16 protein-coding genes and 1 pseudogene are annotated in these 19,819 nt (G+C 63.3%); 10 read left to right on the forward strand and 7 right to left on the reverse strand.

From position 1 onward, the window contains the following. Window positions 1-51: 51 nt before the first annotated feature. The gene (locus AC0L2P_RS06830; RefSeq protein ID WP_473500456.1) at window positions 52-603 is read right to left on the reverse strand and encodes a DUF982 domain-containing protein; all 552 of its coding nucleotides are present in this window, start codon (window positions 601-603) and stop codon (window positions 52-54) included. Here AC0L2P_RS06830 and AC0L2P_RS06835 point away from each other — a divergent pair. From AC0L2P_RS06835 to AC0L2P_RS06855, 5 genes and pseudogenes are all read left to right on the forward strand, one after another. Then, window positions 589-1,695, forward strand: a complete 1,107-nt coding sequence (locus tag AC0L2P_RS06835; protein WP_473500457.1) for a glycosyltransferase family 4 protein — start codon at window positions 589-591, stop codon at window positions 1,693-1,695. The two genes, AC0L2P_RS06830 and AC0L2P_RS06835, sit on opposite strands and share 15 nt — an antisense overlap. Window positions 1,696-1,698: 3 nt before the next feature. Next, the gene (locus AC0L2P_RS06840; RefSeq protein WP_473500458.1) at window positions 1,699-3,861 is read left to right on the forward strand and encodes an amylo-alpha-1,6-glucosidase; all 2,163 of its coding nucleotides are present in this window, start codon (window positions 1,699-1,701) and stop codon (window positions 3,859-3,861) included. A 178-nt stretch (window positions 3,862-4,039) separates the two neighbouring features. Continuing rightward, the gene (locus tag AC0L2P_RS06845; protein WP_473500459.1) at window positions 4,040-5,818 is read left to right on the forward strand and encodes an alpha,alpha-trehalose-phosphate synthase (UDP-forming); all 1,779 of its coding nucleotides are present in this window, start codon (window positions 4,040-4,042) and stop codon (window positions 5,816-5,818) included. Then, entirely contained in the window at window positions 5,815-6,657 is an 843-nt protein-coding gene (gene otsB, locus AC0L2P_RS06850; protein ID WP_473500460.1) for a trehalose-phosphatase, read from the forward strand. Before AC0L2P_RS06845 ends, otsB begins: the two co-directional genes overlap by 4 nt. Before the next feature lie 128 nt (window positions 6,658-6,785). Then, a pseudogene (locus AC0L2P_RS06855) lies at window positions 6,786-8,242 on the forward strand (NCS1 family nucleobase:cation symporter-1). 32 nt (window positions 8,243-8,274) lie between these two features. Here AC0L2P_RS06855 and AC0L2P_RS06860 read toward each other — a convergent pair. From AC0L2P_RS06860 to tpiA, 5 genes are all read right to left on the reverse strand, one after another. Next, on the reverse strand, window positions 8,275-8,814 hold the full coding sequence (locus tag AC0L2P_RS06860; protein ID WP_473500461.1) for a DUF1697 domain-containing protein: 540 nt from the start codon (window positions 8,812-8,814) through the stop codon (window positions 8,275-8,277). Window positions 8,815-8,831: 17 nt separating this feature from the next. Continuing rightward, window positions 8,832-10,460 carry a CTP synthase gene (locus AC0L2P_RS06865; RefSeq protein ID WP_473500462.1) on the reverse strand — a complete coding sequence of 543 codons (1,629 nt, stop codon included), beginning with the start codon at window positions 10,458-10,460 and terminating at the stop codon, window positions 8,832-8,834. A 147-nt stretch (window positions 10,461-10,607) separates the two neighbouring features. After that, a complete protein-coding gene (locus AC0L2P_RS06870; RefSeq protein WP_473500463.1) occupies window positions 10,608-11,729 on the reverse strand; it encodes a L,D-transpeptidase in 1,122 nt (373 codons plus the stop codon). 208 nt (window positions 11,730-11,937) lie between these two features. Continuing rightward, complete coding sequence (gene secG / locus AC0L2P_RS06875; RefSeq protein ID WP_473500464.1) at window positions 11,938-12,390, reverse strand: preprotein translocase subunit SecG; 453 nt, start codon at window positions 12,388-12,390, stop codon at window positions 11,938-11,940. A gap of 162 nt (window positions 12,391-12,552) precedes the next feature. Then, on the reverse strand, window positions 12,553-13,320 hold the full coding sequence (tpiA, locus tag AC0L2P_RS06880) for a triose-phosphate isomerase (RefSeq protein WP_473500465.1): 768 nt from the start codon (window positions 13,318-13,320) through the stop codon (window positions 12,553-12,555). Window positions 13,321-13,462: 142 nt separating this feature from the next. On the opposite strand from tpiA, the gene AC0L2P_RS06885 reads away from it, so the two are divergent. From AC0L2P_RS06885 to AC0L2P_RS06905, 5 genes are read left to right on the forward strand one after another with little or no spacing between them, the layout of a single operon-like run. Then, the gene (locus AC0L2P_RS06885; RefSeq protein ID WP_473500466.1) at window positions 13,463-15,355 is read left to right on the forward strand and encodes a SurA N-terminal domain-containing protein; all 1,893 of its coding nucleotides are present in this window, start codon (window positions 13,463-13,465) and stop codon (window positions 15,353-15,355) included. After that, on the forward strand, window positions 15,352-16,362 hold the full coding sequence (gene trpD / locus AC0L2P_RS06890) for an anthranilate phosphoribosyltransferase (RefSeq protein ID WP_473500467.1): 1,011 nt from the start codon (window positions 15,352-15,354) through the stop codon (window positions 16,360-16,362). Before AC0L2P_RS06885 ends, trpD begins: the two co-directional genes overlap by 4 nt. A gap of 4 nt (window positions 16,363-16,366) precedes the next feature. Next, the gene (trpC, locus tag AC0L2P_RS06895) at window positions 16,367-17,179 is read left to right on the forward strand and encodes an indole-3-glycerol phosphate synthase TrpC (RefSeq protein WP_473500468.1); all 813 of its coding nucleotides are present in this window, start codon (window positions 16,367-16,369) and stop codon (window positions 17,177-17,179) included. Window positions 17,180-17,181: 2 nt separating this feature from the next. Further along, window positions 17,182-17,688, forward strand: a complete 507-nt coding sequence (moaC, locus tag AC0L2P_RS06900) for a cyclic pyranopterin monophosphate synthase MoaC (protein WP_473500469.1) — start codon at window positions 17,182-17,184, stop codon at window positions 17,686-17,688. After that, window positions 17,688-18,893 carry a molybdopterin molybdotransferase MoeA gene (locus AC0L2P_RS06905; protein ID WP_473500470.1) on the forward strand — a complete coding sequence of 402 codons (1,206 nt, stop codon included), beginning with the start codon at window positions 17,688-17,690 and terminating at the stop codon, window positions 18,891-18,893. The genes moaC and AC0L2P_RS06905 overlap by 1 nt, the downstream gene beginning before the upstream one ends. A gap of 6 nt (window positions 18,894-18,899) precedes the next feature. On the opposite strand, the gene AC0L2P_RS06910 is transcribed toward AC0L2P_RS06905, so the two are convergent. Further along, window positions 18,900-19,730, reverse strand: coding sequence for an alpha/beta hydrolase (locus tag AC0L2P_RS06910; RefSeq protein ID WP_473500471.1), 831 nt, complete (start codon window positions 19,728-19,730; stop codon window positions 18,900-18,902). Window positions 19,731-19,819: the final 89 nt, after the last annotated feature.

Genomic DNA, 19,819 nt, shown 5'->3' on the forward strand with positions numbered 1-19,819 from the left:
TCGGGCGCTCCGGCTGAATGCCACCCTTGCTCTAACGCGGCGGTGGGATGCCTATCGCCTCAACGCGTGGTCGCGATGCCGATCCTCTCCGCTCATCGGCAACGGCCGATCGCCCTCGAGCAGGCGGGTGATCCGGGCGAAGCCGGCAAAAGCCTTTCGCGCTTCCTCGGCCGACATCCGGCCGGCCATGGCCGCAGCGCAGCAATTCACCGCACACTGGTAAACCGGCCCGCGCCGCCCGGCCGGCCATTTTCGCAAGAATGCCATTGCTTCGGCAACGCTGTCGATCTCCTCCACGGGCTGTCCCTGTCCGCGCAAAATCCGCACGGGCGAAAAGAATTGCAAGCGGTCCATCATTTCCTCCCCGTCGACCGGATGCGTGCGATCGAACCCCACTAAACTCGCGAGCCGGGCTTTGGTTCCGGCCAAGGAGGGCTTGGCCTGAAAAATGGTGGCCGGACGAGACGAGCAACGATGGAAGCGCCAGGCAGCCCCAATTGGGGTGACATCTCGCCATCGTACGGGAACGTTAGCGCGACTGATGCATTTCGATGCCACGAGCAGTCTTTTTGAGGGAAATGCCAAAATATGAGAATAGCCCATGTGGCGCCGCTCCATGAATCCGTGCCACCCCGGTTCTATGGAGGGACGGAACGCATCGTTTCCTACCTGACCGAGGGATTGGTCGAGCTTGGCCATGACGTGACCCTGTTCGCCAGCGGCGATACCAAGACATCGGCGAAATTGGTGGCGTGTCGCGAGCGCGCGCTCCGTCTCGATCCGCGCCCGCACAAGTCCGAAATCGCAGCGCATCTTTCGATGCTTGCGGAGGTGAGGAACCGTGCGCAACAGTTCGACGTCATCCATTTCCATCTCAGCCACTTCCTGCATTTTCCTTTCTTTGAAAATATGCACGAGCGGACAGTGACGACACCGCATGGCAGGCTCGACTATGTCGACCTGGCCCCGGCCTACGAACGTTTCCCGCGCTTTCCTATGATCTCGATTTCCCGCAGCCAGAGAAGCGGGCTCGCCAAGGCCAATTGGCTGGCGACCATCCATCACGGGCTGCCGATCAATATCTATGAGCCAACTTTCGAGACGAATGCGGACGAGCCGTATCTGGCCTTTCTCGGCCGGCTGTCGCGCGACAAGCGCCCGGACCGTGCGATCGAGATCGCCTTGCGCTCCGGGCTGAAACTGAAGCTTGCGGCAAAGATCGGCGACGACGACCGCGCTTTTTTCCACGACACGGTCGAGCCGCTGATCGACGGCGACCGTGTCGACTACATCGGCGAGATCGAAGAGGGCAGAAAAGCGGAATTCGTCGGCAAGGCGGCCGGCCTGCTGTTTCCAATCGATTGGCCGGAGCCGTTCGGTCTTGCCGCGATAGAGGCTATGGCCTGCGGCACACCGGTGATCGCCTGGAAATGCGGTGCCCTGCCGGAGATCATCGACCACGGCGTGACCGGTTTCCTTGTCGATACGGTCGATGTTGCGGTCGCCTCGATACCGGAATTGCTGCGCCTCGACAGGCGAAAGGTGAGAGCCGTATTCGAAAACCGTTTTTCTGCCACGAGAATGGCCCACGACTATGTGGCTGCCTATACGCGCCTGATCGGCGCTCCCGGTGAAGCGAGACCGTCCGGATCGGCGCCCATTGTGGACGTTGGAACGAAACGACAGAGCTTGTGACGTATGAATCAACTCGACGAGCGTAAGCTTGATCCCGCTGTAGCCCTCGCCTCCCTCGACGAGGTTGCGCCCCGGGAGCCGCACCGGCTGTTCGCCCTCAAGCAAGGCGACTGCTTCGCGGTGGCCGACGCCTATGGCGACATCCGCGGCGCCGGCGACGGCTTTTTCCGGGACGACACGCGTGTGCTTTCGGAATTCCGGCTGACGGTCGGTGGCCGGCAAATGTCGCTGCTGGGGGCATCGCTCAGCCAGGACAATGTGCTTTTCACCTCGAACCTGACCAATCTGCCGATCCAGAGTGTCGGTGGCCGGGACATTCCGCAGGGCGCGATCCACATAGAACGCGTCAGGCTGCTTTGGCAGGACCGGCTGTTCGAGCGCATCACCCTTTCCAACTACAGCCAGGAATCGTCGGCCATTCGGGTTTCGTTGCATTTCGCTGCAGATTTCCGCGACATGTTCGAGGTGCGCGGCTCGACCCGGCTCAAGCGCGGAATAGCCCACGCCGCCGAGACCAGTCCGACATCCGTGGTGCTTCGATATGACGGGCTGGACCAGCTCGTGCGCCTGTCGGCGATCTCGTTCTCGCAGGCCCCGGACAACTTGACCGCCAGCCGTGCGGATTTCCTGGTTGCGGTGACGAAGCGCAGCAGCGAGGTCCTCTATATCGAAGTCGGCCCGGAAATAGCGGAGACACCCGACCGCGACCGTTTTCGGGCTGCCGCCGCTCGCGCTCGCTTCGGAATGCGCGCCAAACGCCGCCACGGTGCGACGGTGCACAGCTCCGGCCGCGTCTTCAACGACTGGATCGAACGCGCGCGGGCCGATGTGGCGTTGCTGACCACCGAGCTTGCAACCGGACCTTACCCCTATGCCGGCATACCCTGGTTCTCGACGGCATTTGGCCGCGACGGGGTGATTTCCGCACTGCAGATGCTGTGGCTGAATCCTGGGCTGGCGCGCGGCGTGCTCGCCTTTCTCGCCCAGCATCAGGCAACCGAAACGTCGCCGTTCAGCGATTCGCAGCCGGGCAAGATCATGCACGAGACCCGCAAGGGCGAGATGGCGGCGCTGCGGGAGCTCCCGTTCGGTCGCTATTACGGCGGTGTCGATACCACGCCGCTCTATATTCATCTCGCTTGCGCCTATGCGGATCGTACCGGTGACATGGCCTTCATCGACCGCCTGTGGCCATCGCTGTGTGCCGCGGCCGAATGGACGGAGGAGACAAGCCGCGCGACCGGCTTCGTCACCTACCAGCGCGGCGCCGAGACCGGCCTCGCCAATCAGGGCTGGAAAGACAGTTTCGATTCCGTCTTCCATGCCGATGGCCGCATGCCCAAGGGGCCGATCGCCCTGGTCGAGGTGCAAGGCTATGTCTTTGCCGCGTTCCGTGGGCTAGCGGCGCTCGCCCGCCGCCGCGGCGAGGACGACAAGGCCGATCATTGGGAGGAACGCGCCGAAACCATGCGCGCCGCGGTGGAACGCCATTTCTGGATGGACGATCTCAATTTCTATGCCCTGGCGATCGATGGTGCAGGCGAGCTCTGCAAGGTGCGGACGTCGAATGCCGGACATCTTCTCTACGTCGGGCTTGCCGAGCCCGAACGCGCGCAAATGGTCGCCGATCAGTTGCTGTCCGCCTCCTTCCACTCGGGCTGGGGAGTGAGGACGCTGGCCGACGATGCGATATTCTTCAACCCGATGTCCTACCACAATGGCTCGATCTGGCCGCACGACACCGCCATGTGCGGGGCGGGCCTGGCACGTTATGGCGTGCGCGACAGCGTGGTCCGGCTGATGAGCGGCACGTTCGAATCGGCTGTCCATTTCAACATGCGGCTGCCGGAACTGTTCTGCGGCTTTACCCGGTCGCCGGGCGAAGCGCCGATCGCCTATCCTGTCGCGTGCCTGCCGCAGGCCTGGTCAGCGGGATCGGCCTTCATGCTGATGCAGGCCTGCCTTGGCCTCGAAATCGACGGCTGGAACAGCGAAATCCGGGTCACCCGCCCAAGGCTGCCGATCGGCATCGACACGCTGACATTGCGGCATCTGGGTGTCGGCTCGATGGTGGTCGACCTCACATTCCAGCGTGTCGGCGACCGGGTCGTCGCCTTTCTCGCCGATCGGTATGAGGGGATGGTGCCGCTCATCGTGCGCACTTGATGCCGCCGCGCTGCGGCGCATCGAAAATGACGCGCGGTGTTGCAATCGCCCGGAACCGATAGCCTCTTTGTGCGTTGCAAAAATGGGCAGCGGGGGATGCTGTCGTCGTCACACGGCAGCGAACCAGAAAAACAAATAAAAAACGGCTATCGGCCGGCCGGAGGCGAGATCACATTCCATGTCAGATTATACCGTGAACCTGCTCTGGGTTTTGCTGATTGCAAGTTTTGGCTTTTCCGCTTTTGCCATTCTCCTATCCATATCCCGCCAGCGCCGCGGCGCAACGGCGGCCGCATACACGCCGAGCGAGGATGTCGCATCGGAAGCGGCACGCAAGGTCCTGCGCGAGTTCGAAAAGAACGGCCAGTCGGCCGATGCGGCACTGGTCACATGGTCGCCCGACACTTTGCGCAAGATCCTGGCCGACGACCTGCCGGATGCACAGGTCATCGTGGTGTCCAACCGCGAACCCTACATCCACAACATCAAGGATGACGGGGTCCAACTTTTGGTGCCGGCCAGCGGGCTGGTTTCGGCACTCGAACCCATCACCCGCGCCTGTGCCGGCACCTGGATCGCCTATGGCGGTGGTACGGCAGACCGCCTAACCGTCGACAAGGACGACCGGGTGCAGGTGCCGCCAGGCAATCCGTCGTACACGCTGCGCAGGGTCTGGCTGACGGAGGAGGAACATCAGGGTTATTATCTGGGCTTCGCCAATGAGGGCCTATGGCCGCTTTGCCATATCGCCTTCACCCGTCCCGTGTTTCGCGCCTCGGACTGGGACGCCTACGAGGCCGTCAACCGCAAGTTCGCCGATACCGTGGTCGCCGAAGCCCGCAACGAACGGCCGATCGTGCTGGTGCAGGACTACCATTTCGCGCTACTGCCGCGCATGATTCGCCAGCGCCTGCCGGACGCGATAGTCATCACCTTCTGGCATATCCCTTGGCCCAATTCGGAAGTGTTCAGCATCTGTCCGTGGCGTGAGCGGATCCTGGAAGGACTGCTCGGCAGTTCGATCATCGGCTTTCATACCCAATTCCATGCCAACAACTTCACCGAAAGTGTCGACCGCTTTCTGGAGAGCCGGATCGAACGGGCAGACGCGGCAATCTCCTATGGTGGGCAGACCACATTGGTCCACGCCTATCCTATTTCCATAGAATGGCCGGCCCAATTGTTGGCAAAACTGCCGCCTGTGGAGGAGTGCCGCGCCCGCGTACGCGACAGATTCGGCCTGTCTGCGGATACCAAACTATGCGTTGGCGTCGAGCGCCTCGACTACACGAAAGGCATTCTCGATCGCTTCCATGCCTTGGAGGAATTATTCACCAGATATCCCGAATGGATAGGCAAGGTGGTCTTCCTGCAGATAGCAGCGCCTAGCCGGGGAACCTTGCCGACCTATCAGCAGCACCACGACGAATGCCGCCGCTACGCCGAAGAACTCAACCAGCGCTACGGCAGCGAGACCTACAGCCCTGTCCTGATGATTGCCGAACATCATCGGCAGGAGCAGGTCTACGAGGTCTATCGCGCCGCCGACATCTGCATGGTCACCAGCCTGCACGATGGCATGAACCTTGTTGCCAAGGAATTCGTCGCGGCGCGCGACGACGAACAGGGTGTGCTTTTGCTCAGCACCTTCGCCGGTGCCTCGCGCGAACTGCTGGAAGCACTGATCGTCAACCCCTACGATGCGGCCATGATGAGCGAGGCGCTGTTGCAGGCGCTGACGATGACGCCGGAGGAGCAGCGCGAACGGTTGCGGCCGATGCGCGAGATGGTCCGCGACAACAATGTCTACCGCTGGGCCGGCAGCATGCTGCTGGACGCCGCGCGCCTGCGCAAACGCGGCGATCTCGACAGGGTGACCGGAACAGGCGAGCGCCCGCCATCCAACACCAACAATGTCATCTCGATGTTCGAGCGGGCACGGAAGACAGCGTCATGAAAAGCTTTGAACAACCGCCGGCGTTGGACCTGTCGGAAGGGCAATGGGCGCTCTTCCTCGACATCGACGGAACCCTGCTTGAACACGCTGCCCATCCCGACGCGGTGTTCGTCGGCGAGGACTTGCGCAATCTGCTCGGACGTATCGAGCGGCGGCTGGATGGTGCGGTCGCGTTCATCACCGGCCGATCGATTCCCGCCGTGGACAAGCTGTTCCATCCGCTGAAGCTGCGGATCGCCGGACTGTATGGGCTGGAGCACCGGCTTACGCCGAGCGGCCCGATCGACGCCGCCGACGCGCCGGCCGACATCGCCGCCCTTGCCGACGAGATCGAGGCCGAACTGGGCAGCGGCAAGGTCTATGTCGAACGCAAGGGGCCCGTCCTTGCCGTTCATACAAGAGCAGCACCGCAACTGCTTGCGCCCGCAATCCGGCTGGTCGAACAAGCATTGGCCCGGCTTCCGAAGGGTTATCGGGTGCTTCCGGGAAACGCCGGCGTCGAGCTCATGCCCCTGGAAGCCGTCAAAGGTGCTGCCATCCGGCGCTTCATGGACATTCCGCCCTTTGTCGGCCGGCGGTCGATATTCCTCGGAGACGATACATCGGACGAACACGGTTTCGAGGCGATAAACGAAATTGGCGGCATCTCCATCCGCGTGAAGCCAAACGGACCGACGGCCGCAAACTATGCCCTCGACGACGTGACCGGCGCGATAGCCTGGCTCGAGGCCAGTTTCGAGACGTCGGCGGTATCCGGTGCTCGACCGGCCAACAAGCAGGCAGAGGCCGAATCAAGGCCAAAGATCAACATCGCAGCCACGGCGTCGCCCAGTCGATAAGCGCGTTTCTCATTGAATGTCTTTAAGCCCAAAGCCGGCAAATCGTCTGCTTGCCGGTTCCCCTGCGTCAGGCTTAACCCGCGTGCAATGCGTGGAGGCGCGGGTCGTAACAAGGGGAGGACATTGCAATGACCATACAAGGCGCATCACCGGACCTGTACACGAGGATCTCGCCCCGGCGAAGGTTCGAAACTGGGGACCGTTCTCGATCTTCAACGTCTGGACGTCGGACGTCCACAGCTTGTGGGGCTACTATCTGGCGGCCAGCCTGTTCCTGTTTTGCGGCGGCTTCGTCAACTTCATCATCGCCATCGGCATCGGTTCGCTGATCATCTATGCGTTGATGAACATGGTCGGCTATGCCGGCGTGAAGACCGGGGTGCCCTACCCTGTCCTGGCGCGCGCCTCCTTCGGCATCTGGGGCGCCAACATACCGGCGCTGGTGCGCGCCATCGTCGCCTGCTTCTGGTACGGCGCGCAGACGGCGGCCGCCTCCGGCGCGATCGTAGCCCTGTTGATCCGCTCGCAATGGTTCGCCGACTTCAACCAGAGCACACATTTCCTCGGCCACTCCGGGCTCGAGGTGATCTGCTTCGTCGTCATCTGGGCGCTGCAACTCCTGATCATCCAGAAAGGCATGGAAACGGTGCGCCGCTTCCAGGACTGGGCCGGACCGGCCGTGTGGGTGATGATGCTGATCCTGGCGATCTATCTTTGCATCAAGGCAGGCACCTTCGCCTTCGCCAGCGACATCCCGATGGATGTGCTGCTGGAAAAGACAAAGGACGCGGGCGTGCCGGGTACGCCGGGCTCCTGGACCTCGCTGTTTGCGGTGGCGGCGATCTGGGTGACCTATTTCTCCGCGCTCTATCTCAACTTCTGCGATTTCGCGCGCTACGCCCCGGACAAGGCATCGCTGCGCAAGGGCAACATCTGGGGCCTGCCGGTCAATCTTATCCTGTTCTCGCTGGTAGCCGGCGGCACCACGATCGCCGCCTTCGACGTCTATGGCGAGGTGCTGCTGCATCCCGACCAGATTTCGGCGAAATTCGACAGCTGGTTCCTGGCGGCGCTCGCAGCCCTGACCTTTGCGGTGGCGACGCTCGGCATCAATGTTGTGGCGAACTTCGTGTCGCCGGCCTTCGACTTCTCCAACGTCTTTCCACGGCAGATCGACTTCAAGAAGGGCGGCTACATCGCGGCGCTGATCGCGCTGGTGCTCTATCCATTTGCGCCCTGGGAAGGCAGTGCCGCCTCCTTCGTCAACATCATTGGCGCGACGATGGGGCCGATCTTCGGCGTGATGATGGTCGACTACTACCTGATCCGGAAGGGCGAGGTCGACGTCGAGGCACTCTACAGGGAGAATGGCGAGTTCCGCTTCCAGGGCGGCTGGCACGTCAATGCCTTCATCGCCGCCGGTATCGGCGCGGTCTTCTCCTCGATCCTGCCCAACTTCACCAGCCTGCTGCCGTCATGGTGGGGCGTCTATGGCTGGTTCTTCGGTGTCGCAATTGCCGGCGTCATCTATTATGTTCTGCGCACGATGGCACTCGGTGCCGGGGCCAGGATAGCCAAGGCCTGAACGGATTTTCGGGGCGGCGCGAGCCGCCCCGTTTATTCTGCGACTATCTCGGCAAGGCGGCGCACCGTATTCCAGTTGCGTGAGGTGCCGATGCCGAGCCGTTTGTGGCTCACCGCCGCAAGCAGCCGCGAACTCGGCGTCTCGCGCGAAAAGACGATCCAGATGTCGCCGTCGACAATCCGCAGCTTCTCGTCCTTGCCGACATAGGCCTCAAGTGCCGTGGCGGCGCCGGCGGGAACCGGCGCCCGCATTACGCGCACCGCCACCTGGTCCGCGGCCTCGGCCGATTCGGCTGGGAACGGATTGCCGGCCGCCAGCCTCAGCCAGGCGTCGGCGCGGCGCACGATGATGTCGACGTGGCGACCGAAAGTCTTTGCGAACGCCGCCTCCAGCCGCTGCTCCAATGCCGCGAGTTCTGTTTCTTGCGACTCGAAAACCAGATTGCCGGTCGCTACAAGCGTGCGCGGGTTGTTCAGGCCCAGGCCTTCGGCCATTGCCTTGAGATCGGACATGACGACGCGCCGCCCCTCGCCCAGGATGATGCTGTAGAGCAGCGCGACGTAGGTTTGCATGGCGGCTCATCGGCCTTTTAGACCAAACGGCTCTGTTCCACCGCCGCTTCAATGAAGCTGGCAAACAGCGGGTGGGGGTCGAGCGGCCGGCTTTTCAGCTCGGGATGATACTGCACGCCGATAAACCAGGGATGGTCGGGGTATTCGACCGTTTCCGGCAGCACGCCGTCCGGCGACATGCCGGCAAACACCAGACCGCAATTCTCGAGCCGCTCCTTGTAATCGACATTGACCTCATAGCGGTGACGATGGCGTTCGGAAATCTGCGTATCGCCATAGATCTCGGCGATCTTCGATCCCCTGGCGAGGTCGGCCTGGTAGGCACCGAGCCGCATGGTACCGCCGAGGTCGCCGGTTTCCCTGCGCTTTTCCAGCATGTTGCCCTTCAGCCATTCGGTCATCAAGCCGACGACCGGCTCTTCGGTGGGGCCGAACTCGGTCGATGACGCGTGCTCGACGCCGGCCAGCGAACGCGCCGCCTCGATGCAGGCCATCTGCATGCCGAAGCAGATGCCGAAATACGGCACCTTGCGCTCGCGCGCGAACTTCGCCGCCAGGATCTTGCCCTCCGAGCCGCGCTCGCCAAAACCGCCGGGGACGAGAATGCCATGGACCTTCTCCAGCCACGGCGCCGGGTCTTCCTTCTCGAATATCTCGCTTTCGATCCAGTCGAGCTTGACCTTGACCCGGTTGGCGAGGCCGCCATGCGACAGCGCCTCGATCAGCGATTTGTAAGCGTCCTTGAGGCCGGTATATTTGCCGACGACCGCAATGGTCACTTCGCCTTCCGGATTGTGGATGCGGTTGGACACCGCTTGCCACCGTTCCATGCGCGGCTTCGGCGCCGGATCGATGCCGAAGGCGGCCAGCACTTCCGAATCCAGCCCTTCGTGGTGATAGGCCATCGGAACGTCGTAGATATGCGGCACGTCGAGCGCCTGGATGACCGCGCTTTCGCGCACATTGCAGAACAGCGACAGCTTTCTGCGCTCTTCCTTGGGAATCGGCCGGTCGGCGCGGACCAGCAGTATATCTGGCGCAATGCCGATTCCGCGCAACTCCTTGACCGAATGCTGCGTCGGCTTGGTTTTCAGTTCGCCCGCCGTCGGGATGTAAGGCATCAAGGTCAGGTGGACGTAGACGGCGTTGTTGCGCGGCAGGTCGTTGCCGAGCTGGCGGATCGCCTCCAGGAACGGCATCGCTTCGATGTCGCCGACGGTGCCGCCGATCTCGCACAGTACGAAATCGTAGTCGTCATTGCCGTTGAGGACGAAGTTCTTGATCTCGTCGGTAACGTGCGGAATGACCTGCACGGTGGCGCCGAGATAGTCGCCGCGTCGCTCGCGCTCGATGATGTTCTTGTAGATGCGGCCGGTGGTGATGTTGTCCTGCTGGTTGGCCGAGCGGCCGGTGAAGCGCTCATAATGGCCAAGATCGAGATCGGTCTCGGCCCCGTCATCGGTCACGAAGACTTCGCCGTGCTGGTAGGGCGACATCGTGCCGGGATCGACATTGAGGTAGGGATCGAGCTTTTTGATACGTGCGCGATAGCCTCGCGCCTGCAAGAGAGCCCCAAGGGCCGCTGCAGCAATGCCTTTTCCAAGTGAGGAAACCACGCCGCCTGTGATGAATACATATCGCGCCATGGGAGTCATCGCTTAACGCGGCCGAATTGATTCCGCCAGAGAAAAAACCGCCGCGAAGGCTTTTTCCCAAGAAGGCGCTCTGGTCGTTGGCGTGTCAAAACAAAAGGGCCGGCGAGGCCGGCCCTTTTGGCACGATCTGTCAACGCGTCAGATGATGACGACCTTGGTGCCCACTTTCACCCGGCGGTAGAGGTCCATGACGTGCTCGTTGATCATGCGGAAGCAGCCATTGGAGGCGCTGGTTCCGATCGACTGCGGCGCAATGGTGCCGTGAATGCGCAGATGGGTGTCCTTCTTGCCGTCGTAGAGATAGATGGCGCGCGCACCGAGCGGATTGTCGCCGCCGCCGGGCATGCCGTCCTTGTACTGGCCATAGTGCTTGGGTTCGCGCTTTTGCATGTCCAGCGTCGGAATCCAGCGCGGCCATTCCTGCTTGTCGCCGACGGCAACCGTACCCTTGAACTGCAGGCCTTCCCGGCCGACCGCAATGGCGTAGCGGCGCGCCGTCGAGGAGGATTCGACGAGGTAGAGACGACGGGCGCTGGTATCGATGACGATGGTGCCGGGGTTGTAGCCGGTGAATTCGACCTCCTGCGGCACGAATTCCGGCTTGACCTTGAACTGCCGCTTGGCCTGCTTCCTTTCGAGCGCGGCGTCGAGCGCGCGCGTCTCCGGAAGCAGCGACATCGACGAAGAGGATGTGCCGCCGAACAGTCCCGCGAACAGCCCGACGCTCTGCGGCTTCTGCCCGACCGGTTCGCTGCGCAACTCGCCATTGTTGCCGGTCAGCGCAACGTTCATGGCCTCGGCCGGGATCGGCTCGGCCGACTGGATCGGCGCGATAGGCGTAATCGGTTCGATGATATTGACGGTCTTCTTCTTGGCCGGCGTGGCGTCAGCCACCTTGGCCGTCGCGAGCGGCTGGGTCTTCTTGGCAAGGAATGCCTGCCGTTCGGCATCTGCCTTGGCTTTCGCCGCCTCGCGCATCGCCAGCTTCCTGGCCTCAAGTGCCTTGGCGCGAGCGGCTTCCTTGTCGGCTGCTATCTTGGTTTCGATCTTGCGGATCTGTGCAAGGTCGTCCGGCGTCGGATCTTTCTTCTTCTTGAGAAGCTTCAATTGCGTCGCATCGCTTTTGGCAGCGACGTTGACGACGTCGGTTGTTGTTGCGGCTTTATGGGCCGAGTTTGCCGTCGGCATGGCCGCGTAAGCGGGCGCACCTAGGCTGAGCACGGCACAAAGGCCGGCCAAAATGAAGCTGCGAAGCTGCATGGGGAATATCCGATCGTTCAATGCTTGTTGCCCACGGCGTCGCCCGGCGCCCCCCAAGGACGCCGAGAATGCCGCGCGCAATCTATAGTCGATTAGCCGGAAGCGCCTCAAGCGTAGGGCGCGGTCGAATCTTCGTGATCGTGCGGCATTTGCCGCGACTGTGTTCAAACGACAACAGATCGCGGCATAAGCGGCATAAGATGCCCGATTACTGGTTGGGGACCTGCGGCGTGGCCGGCGCGGTGGCGCCGTTTGTCGCTGGCGGCGTTGCCGGAGCTGTTGCCGGAGGGGTCGTTGCCGCGCCATTGCCGGACGGCGGGGTCGGCGCCGTGGTGCCCGAAGGTGGCGTCGGCGTCGTGGTTCCGGTCAATTGGTTGAGTACGCCCTTGCCTGCCCCGTCCGAGGTCGCTGGCGCGCGATCGAGAATGTCGATCGGCTTCTCGCCATAGCGCGCCACGATCGACAGTGTCAGCGAAGTCACGAAGAAAGCCGCGGCCAGGATCGCCGTCGCCCGCGTCAGCGCATTGGCGGCGCCACGCGCGGTCATGAAGCCCGATCCGCCGCCGATGCCGAGGCCGCCGCCTTCGGAGCGCTGCAGCAGCACCACGCCGACAAGCGCGAGCACGACCATGAGGTGGACGACGATCAGTACGGTTTCCATAATTTATCCTGGCAAGGCGTTGCGCGGCCGCTGATTTGGAGGCGGCTCAATACAATGCTTTGACGGCATTTCCAAGCCCGTGGCCGGAATATGGGAAGCAATGCGTCCTTTGCAACGATTTCGGCGCCGGCCGTCGCTCAAATCCAGCAAGCAGTCCCGGTATCAAGCGATGTTTCGATAGGCTTCCGCGATGCCGAGGAAGTCCGCCGCCTTTAGGCTGGCGCCGCCGACCAGCGCGCCGTCGACATTCCTGACGCCGAGCAGCTCGACGGCGTTGGACGGCTTGACCGAGCCGCCGTAGAGAATGCGCATCTTGGCCGCCGTATTGCCAAGCTTCCGCGCCAGTTCTTCGCGGATATGCGCATGTGCCTCGGCGACGTCAGCGGCGGTCGGGGTCAAGCCGGTGCCGATCGCCCATATTGGCTCATAGGCAATGACAGTGTTGGAAGCCGTGGCGTTTGGTGGGACCGAGCCCGCAACCTGGCGCGACAGCACGTCGAGCGTGGCTCCTGCTTCGCGTTCGGCACTTGTCTCACCAATGCAGACGATGGCCACCAGCCCGGCGCGCCATGCGGCCGAGGCCTTGGCCTGCACAATGGCATCGTCCTCCTTGCGATCGGCGCGGCATTCGGAATGGCCGACGATGACATGGCTGGCACCTGCATCCTTCAGCATCTCGGCCGAAATGCAGCCGGTATAGGCGCCGCTTTCCTCGGTGTGGCAATCCTCCCCGCCGGCCCGCACCGGCGTGCGCGATAGAATCTCGGCGGCGTGCGCAAGCAAGGTCGCCGGCACGCAGACAACCGTTTCGGTCTCGGCGTCGAGCCCGCTCATGAAGCCGTTGCCGATCATCCTGAGCTCGTTGAGCGAGGCGCTGGTGCCGTTCATTTTCCAGTTTCCGGCGACGAGCGGGCGGATTCCAGGCGTCATGGGATTTGTTTCTCCGGGCAATTTCCAGCTGGCCTTCACTATCAAAATCAGGCCACAAAGCAATCGACAGTGGGCAGGAAGGGCGCTATTGCGCTTGTTTCAGACTCGGCGCATGCGAAATGCGCACAAATCGGAAGTGCTCATGCTTGGTATGTTGAGAAGCGCGGCGGGGACCTGGGTCGCGAAACTGCTGCTGTCGTTGTTGGTGTTGAGCTTCGCCATCTGGGGCATCTCGGGGCGGCTGATGGGCGGTCTTGCCGGCCATGACGCTGTGATTACGGCCGGAGGCACCAAGGTCTCGATCAACGAATACCGCCTCGCCTACGATCGCCAGCTCAGCGTCATGTCGCAGCAATTCGGCCAGCGCATCAGCCGTGAGCAGGCGACGGCGCTCGGCATCGACAACCAGGTGCTGGCGCAACTCGTGTCGGGCGCCGTCCTCGACGAGCAGGCCCGCAAGCTCGGCCTCGGCCTGTCAAAGGACCGGCTGGCCGAACTGACGCGTGAAGACCCGGCATTCAAAGGGCCTGCCGGAACCTTCGACAGGAGAACCTTCGAGTACCTGCTTCGGCAGATCGGCATGCGGCCGGAAGACTATTTGAAGAACCGCGCCCAGGTGGCGGTCCGCCAGCAGATCGTCGAGGCGGTTTCGGACGGCCTCAAGGCCCCGGATACATTCTTCAAGGCGGTCGCGCTCTATCGCGGCGAAGATCGCACCATCGACTACCTGACCTTGCCGAAATCGCTTGTCGAGCCGATAGAAGCGCCGTCCGACAGCGTGCTTTCGGCCTATTTCGAGGCAAACAAGAAAACCTACGCCGCGCCCGAATACCGCAAGTTCTCCTATGTCAGGCTCGAACCGCAAGACATCATGGATTTGAGCGCGGTGACCGACCAACAGGTCAGCGACGACTACAACAAGAACAAGGCGCGCTACACCACGCCGGAGATGCGCACCATCGAGCAGCTTGTATTCAAGACGCCTGATGCCGCAAAGGCGGCGCTCGATTCGCTCAGGACCGGCGCGACCTTCGACAAGATCGTCGCCGCCGAAGGCAAGACGCCGGCCGACACGCTGCTCGGCACGCTGGCCAAGGACAAGATCGCCGACAAGGCGGTTGCCGATGCTGCCTTCAAGCTCAACGTCAATGAAGTCAGCCCGGTCGTGCAAGGCGCCTTTGGCCCCGTTCTGTTGCGCGTCACCGAGATCAAGCCAGAAGTGGTGAAGCCGCTGGCCGAAGTGTCCGAGCAGATCCGCAAGGACCTGGCACTGGGCGAGGCAAGCCGCATCTTGCTCGACGTGCACGACAATTACGAGGATACGCGCGCCTCGGGCAGCTCGCTCGCCGAGGCAGCCGCCAAATTGAAGCTGAAGGTCGTCACCATCGACGCCATCGACCGCACCGGCCAACGGCCGGATGGAAGCATCGTCAAAGACCTGCCGGAATCGCCGGCGCTCATCAAGGCGGTGTTCGAATCCGAACCCGGAACCGACAATGAAGGTCTCACCACCGCCGATAACGGCTTCGTCTTCTACGATGTGAGCGCAATCACGCCGGCCCGCGACCGGACGCTGGACGAAGTCCGCCAGAAGGTCGTGGCCCACTGGACCGCGGCGGAAACCACCAAACGGCTCACCGCAAAAGCTCAGGAGCTCGAGAAGCGTCTCAAGGCCGGCGCCCCGCTCGAGGTGATCGCCGGTGAGCTCAAGCTCGAAAAGCAGACCAAGCGCGGTGTCAAGCGCGATGCTGACGACGTCGATTTCGGTAAGGAAGGGGCCGCCGCGATGTTCGGCGTCGGCGAAGGCGGCACCGGGCTGATCCCCTCGCCCACCGGCGACGGACAGATCCTGTTCAAGGTTGCCGAGGTATTCGAGCCCGCCGGGGCCGACGCCAGCTCAGTACCCCAGGACGCACAGAAGTCCTTCACATCCGGCATGTCCGACGACCTGCTCGACCAGTTGGTGGCGCAGTTGCAGACGCAATATGACGTCCGCATCGATCAGACGGCCGTAACCCAAGCTCTGGCCAGATGAGCGCGCTGAAGATCCACATCGCCAAGGTCGCCGCCGGCAGCGCCCTTTCCTTCGAGGAGGCGCGCGAAGCCTTCGACATTATCATGTCCGGCGATGCTACCCCCGGCCAGATCGGTGGCTTCCTGATGGCATTGCGCGTGCGCGGCGAGACCGTCAGCGAGATTGCCGGCGCCGTCGCCACCATGCGCGCCAAGATGCTGCGCGTCGAAGCTCCCGAGGGCGCCATCGACATTGTCGGCACCGGCGGCGACAATTCGCACAGCGTCAACATTTCGACCGCATCCGCTTTCGTCATCGCCGGCAGCGGCGTGCCCGTCGCCAAGCACGGCAATCGCGGACTGTCCTCGCTGACCGGCGCCGCCGATGTGCTGATCGCATTGGGCGTTAAGATCGACATCCCTCCGGAGACGATCGGCCGCTGCATTCACGAGGCCGGCGTTGGCTTCATGTTCGCGCCGGCGCATCACCCGGCGATGAAGCATGTCGGCCCGACCCGCGTCGAGCTCGGAACCCGCACCATCTTCAACCTGCTAGGCCCGCTTTCCAATCCGGCGAGTGTCAGACGGCAGATGGTCGGCGTGTTTCTGCCCGAATGGATCATGCCAGTGGCAGAAACGTTGAAGGCGCTTGGTGCCGACCATGCCTGGATCGTCCATGGCGACGGCTATGACGAGATCACCACCACCGGCGAGACGCAGGTCGCCGAATTGGCCGGCGGCGAGATCCGCAGCTTTGTGCTGACTCCGGAAGCCGTTGGGCTAAAGCGTCACACCAAGGACGAGTTGCGCGGTGGCGACGCCGCCCACAACGCCCAGGCACTGCGCGACATGCTAGACGGCGCTGCTGGCGCCTTTCGCGATACGGTGCTGATGAATGCCGGTGCCGGGCTGGTGGTGGCGGGCAAGGCGACGACGCTTGCCGACGGCATGGTGACGGCGGCGCAGGCCATCGACAGCGGCCGCGCGCTGAAAGTCCTCGACAGGCTGGTCGAGATTTCGAACGGTTAAAACCATGTCCGACATCCTGCGCAAGATCGAGGCTTACAAGCGCGACGAGATCGCGGCGGCCAAGGCGCGCGTCCCGTTCGCCGAAATCAAGGCACGGGCGACGGATGCGGACGCGCCGCGCGGCTTTCTTTCCGCCCTTGAAGCAAAGCGCAAATCCGGCAGGTTCGCGCTGATTGCCGAAATCAAGAAGGCTAGCCCATCCAAAGGCCTGATCCGTGCCGATTTCGATCCGCCGGCGCTGGCCAGGGCCTATGCGAAAGGCGGTGCCGCCTGCCTTTCGGTGCTGACCGACGCACCCTCCTTCCAAGGCGCCCCCGAATTCCTCACCAGTGCCCGCGCTGCGGTCGAGTTGCCTGCCTTGCGCAAGGATTTCCTGTTCGACCCCTATCAGGTCTACGAGGCCAGGGCATGGGGTGCCGATGCCATCCTGATCATCATGGCCAGCGTCGACGACGCGTTGGCAAGAGAACTCGAAGCGACAGCTTTCGGGCTCGGCATGGACGCGCTGGTCGAAGTGCATGACAAGGCTGAAATGGAACGCGCGCTGCAGCTGTCGTCGCGGCTGATCGGCATCAACAACCGCAATCTCCGGACCTTCGAAACCAGCCTCGAGACCTCGGAACGGCTGGTAGCGATGGTGCCGGCCGACCGCCTTCTGGTCAGCGAGAGCGGTATCTTTTCGCATGACGATTGCCGACGGCTGGAGCGGAGCGGCATCGCCACTTTCCTGGTCGGTGAGAGCCTGATGCGTCAACAGGACGTGGCCGCGGCAACGCGCCTGCTTTTGACGGGCAAGGCGCCGGCAGAGGCGATCTGACGATGGCGGCGGCCCTCACCCATCTTGGCGCGCACGGCGAAGCCAACATGGTCGATGTCGGCGACAAGGCTGAGACGGTGCGCACGGCTGTCGCGGAGGGCTTCGTATCGATGCGGGCCGAGACGCTGGACATGATCCTCGCCGGGGATGCCAAGAAGGGCGACGTGCTGGGCACCGCTCGCATTGCAGGCATCATGGCGGCCAAGAAGACACATGAATTGATCCCGCTCTGCCACCCGCTGCTGCTGACCAGGATATCTGTCGATATCGAGCCGGACACAGCGTTGCCCGGCCTGAAGGTGACGGCATTGACCCGTGTCAGAGGCAAAACCGGCGTTGAAATGGAGGCCCTGAGTGCCGTCTCGATCGCTTGCCTGACCATCTACGACATGGCCAAGGCGGTCGACCGCGCCATGGTCATCTCCGGCATCAGGCTGGTTGAAAAGAGCGGCGGCAAATCCGGCGACTACAAGATCACCGGAGACGGGGCCACCGAGGCAGGCCGATAATGGCGCAGGTCCCCGTTGCCGAGGCGCTCGAGCGCCTGCTGGACGGCGCAGCAGCGCTGCCGGGCGAACCCGTCGCGCTGCTGGATGCTGCTGACCGCGTGCTGGCGGAGCCGGTTGTGGCGCTCCGCACCCAGCCGCCGTTCAACGCCTCCGCCATGGACGGCTATGCGGTGCGGGCGATTGATATCGCGTCCGTACCGGCAAGGCTTTCGGTGGTCGGCATGGCGCCGGCCGGACGCGGCTTTTCCGGCTCGGTGCAGCAGGGGCAGGCCGTGCGCATCTTCACCGGCGCGCCGCTTCCCGAAGGCGCCGACACCGTCGTCATCCAGGAGAACGTCCGCAACCTCGGCGGCGGCAGCGTCGAAGTGACGGAGCCGACGGTGCAGGGGCGCAACATCCGCCGCCTCGGGCTCGATTTCGCCAAGGGCGATGTCCTGCTCCCCAAAGGCCGCCTGCTCGATCCGGCCGCTTTGTCGCTGGCGGCATCGGCCAACCACCCCGAGGTCGGCGTAGTCAAACGGCCGCTGGTCGCCCTCATCGCCACCGGCGACGAATTGCTGCCGCCGGGCAGCGATCTTGGCCCCGACCAGATCATCTCGTCAAATGCCTATGGCGTCGCCGCCGCCGCACAGTCGGTCGGTGCGCGCGCTCTCGACCTCGGCATCGCGCCGGACCGCAGGGAGGCGATCGCTGCGCTGGTCGAAAAGGCGGTGAAGGCTAGCGCGAACGTCATCGTCACGCTGGGCGGTGCCTCGGTCGGCGACCACGACCTCGTCCATGACGTGCTGACCGGGCAAGGCATGACGCTCGATTTCTGGAAGATCGCCATGCGGCCGGGCAAGCCGCTGATGTTCGGGCGGCTGGGCAAGATCCGCTGCATCGGCCTGCCCGGCAATCCGGTGGCGAGCCTGGTCTGCACCCAGCTCTTCCTGAAGCCGCTGCTGGCGCGGCTCGGCGGCCGCGCCTTTCAGCAGGATATGCGTCAGGCACGGCTCGGTGCTGCCATGCCGGCCAACGATCTCAGGCAAGATTATGTGCGGGCTGTTGTCACAGACGACGCCGATACGCTCGTGGCGACGCCGTTCGGCATCCAGGACTCCTCGATGCTGAAAATGCTGGCCGATGCCAACGGGCTGATCGTTCGCGCGCCGTTCGCGCCTGCCGCGGCGGCGGGCGCTCCCTGCGACGTGCTGATGTTACGCTGAACCTCCTCACTCCGAGATCAAGGTTTGCGTCAGCGGATGGTCTGGATCGGCCAAACCGTCGATGATGTTGAAATGATGTCGGTCAGGCTCGACCACCGAGCTGGTCGCGGCACCCAGGCCGATCCAGATATTGGCCAGTAACGCGCTCTGGCGCAGGAATTCGGCGCGCTCGCCGCCGCCGGCCCAGCAGGTCAGGCGGGCCTTGTCCGTCGGGCGCAGCAGCACCGGGCTTTCGGCCTGCGCCTCGGCCTCATCGATCGCCAGCGTCTCGTTCATGCCAGTGCGCATGATCGGGCGCAAATCGTGCACTCCCGAGATCGACATCACATGACGAACGCGCCGGACCACTTCGGGCGCCAGCGGCGTCGTCGCCGTAACCATTCGGCTAACAAGATGGCCGCCGGCCGAGTGCCCGGTCAGCATCAGCGGCCCTGCGACCATCGCCGCCGCCTTGCCTATCGCCGCGCCGACTTCCTTGACGATGCCGCCGATGCGCATCTGCGGACAGAGCGTGTAGGACGGCATCGCCACCGCATAGCCGCGATAAACAGCGCCAGCGGCAAGATGCGACCAGAAACTCTTGTCGAATGCCATCCAGTAGCCGCCATGGACGAACACCACGAGCCCCTCGGGCTTGGTGGCCGGCAGGAAAAGATCGAGCCGGTTGCGTGGTTTATCGCCATAGGCCAAGTCGAGCCGCGCCCTGCCCTCGGTCGAAAGCACGTCGCGGAAAACCCGCGCGGGCTCGACCCAGGCCGCCGGCCAGCGATCGCTGCCGGCTATGTTGGCGCCGTTGGCATAGGCGTTGTCCCAATCGGCAATGTGATGTTCGAACACCCTGCGCCCTCCCCGGACAATATGGCCTGCAACGTAGCCGTGATCATCGTGCGGCGCGTCGTCGTCAGCCTCAAGATTCGAGCTCTCGC

The organism is Mesorhizobium sp. WSM4836 (assembly GCF_055811815.1).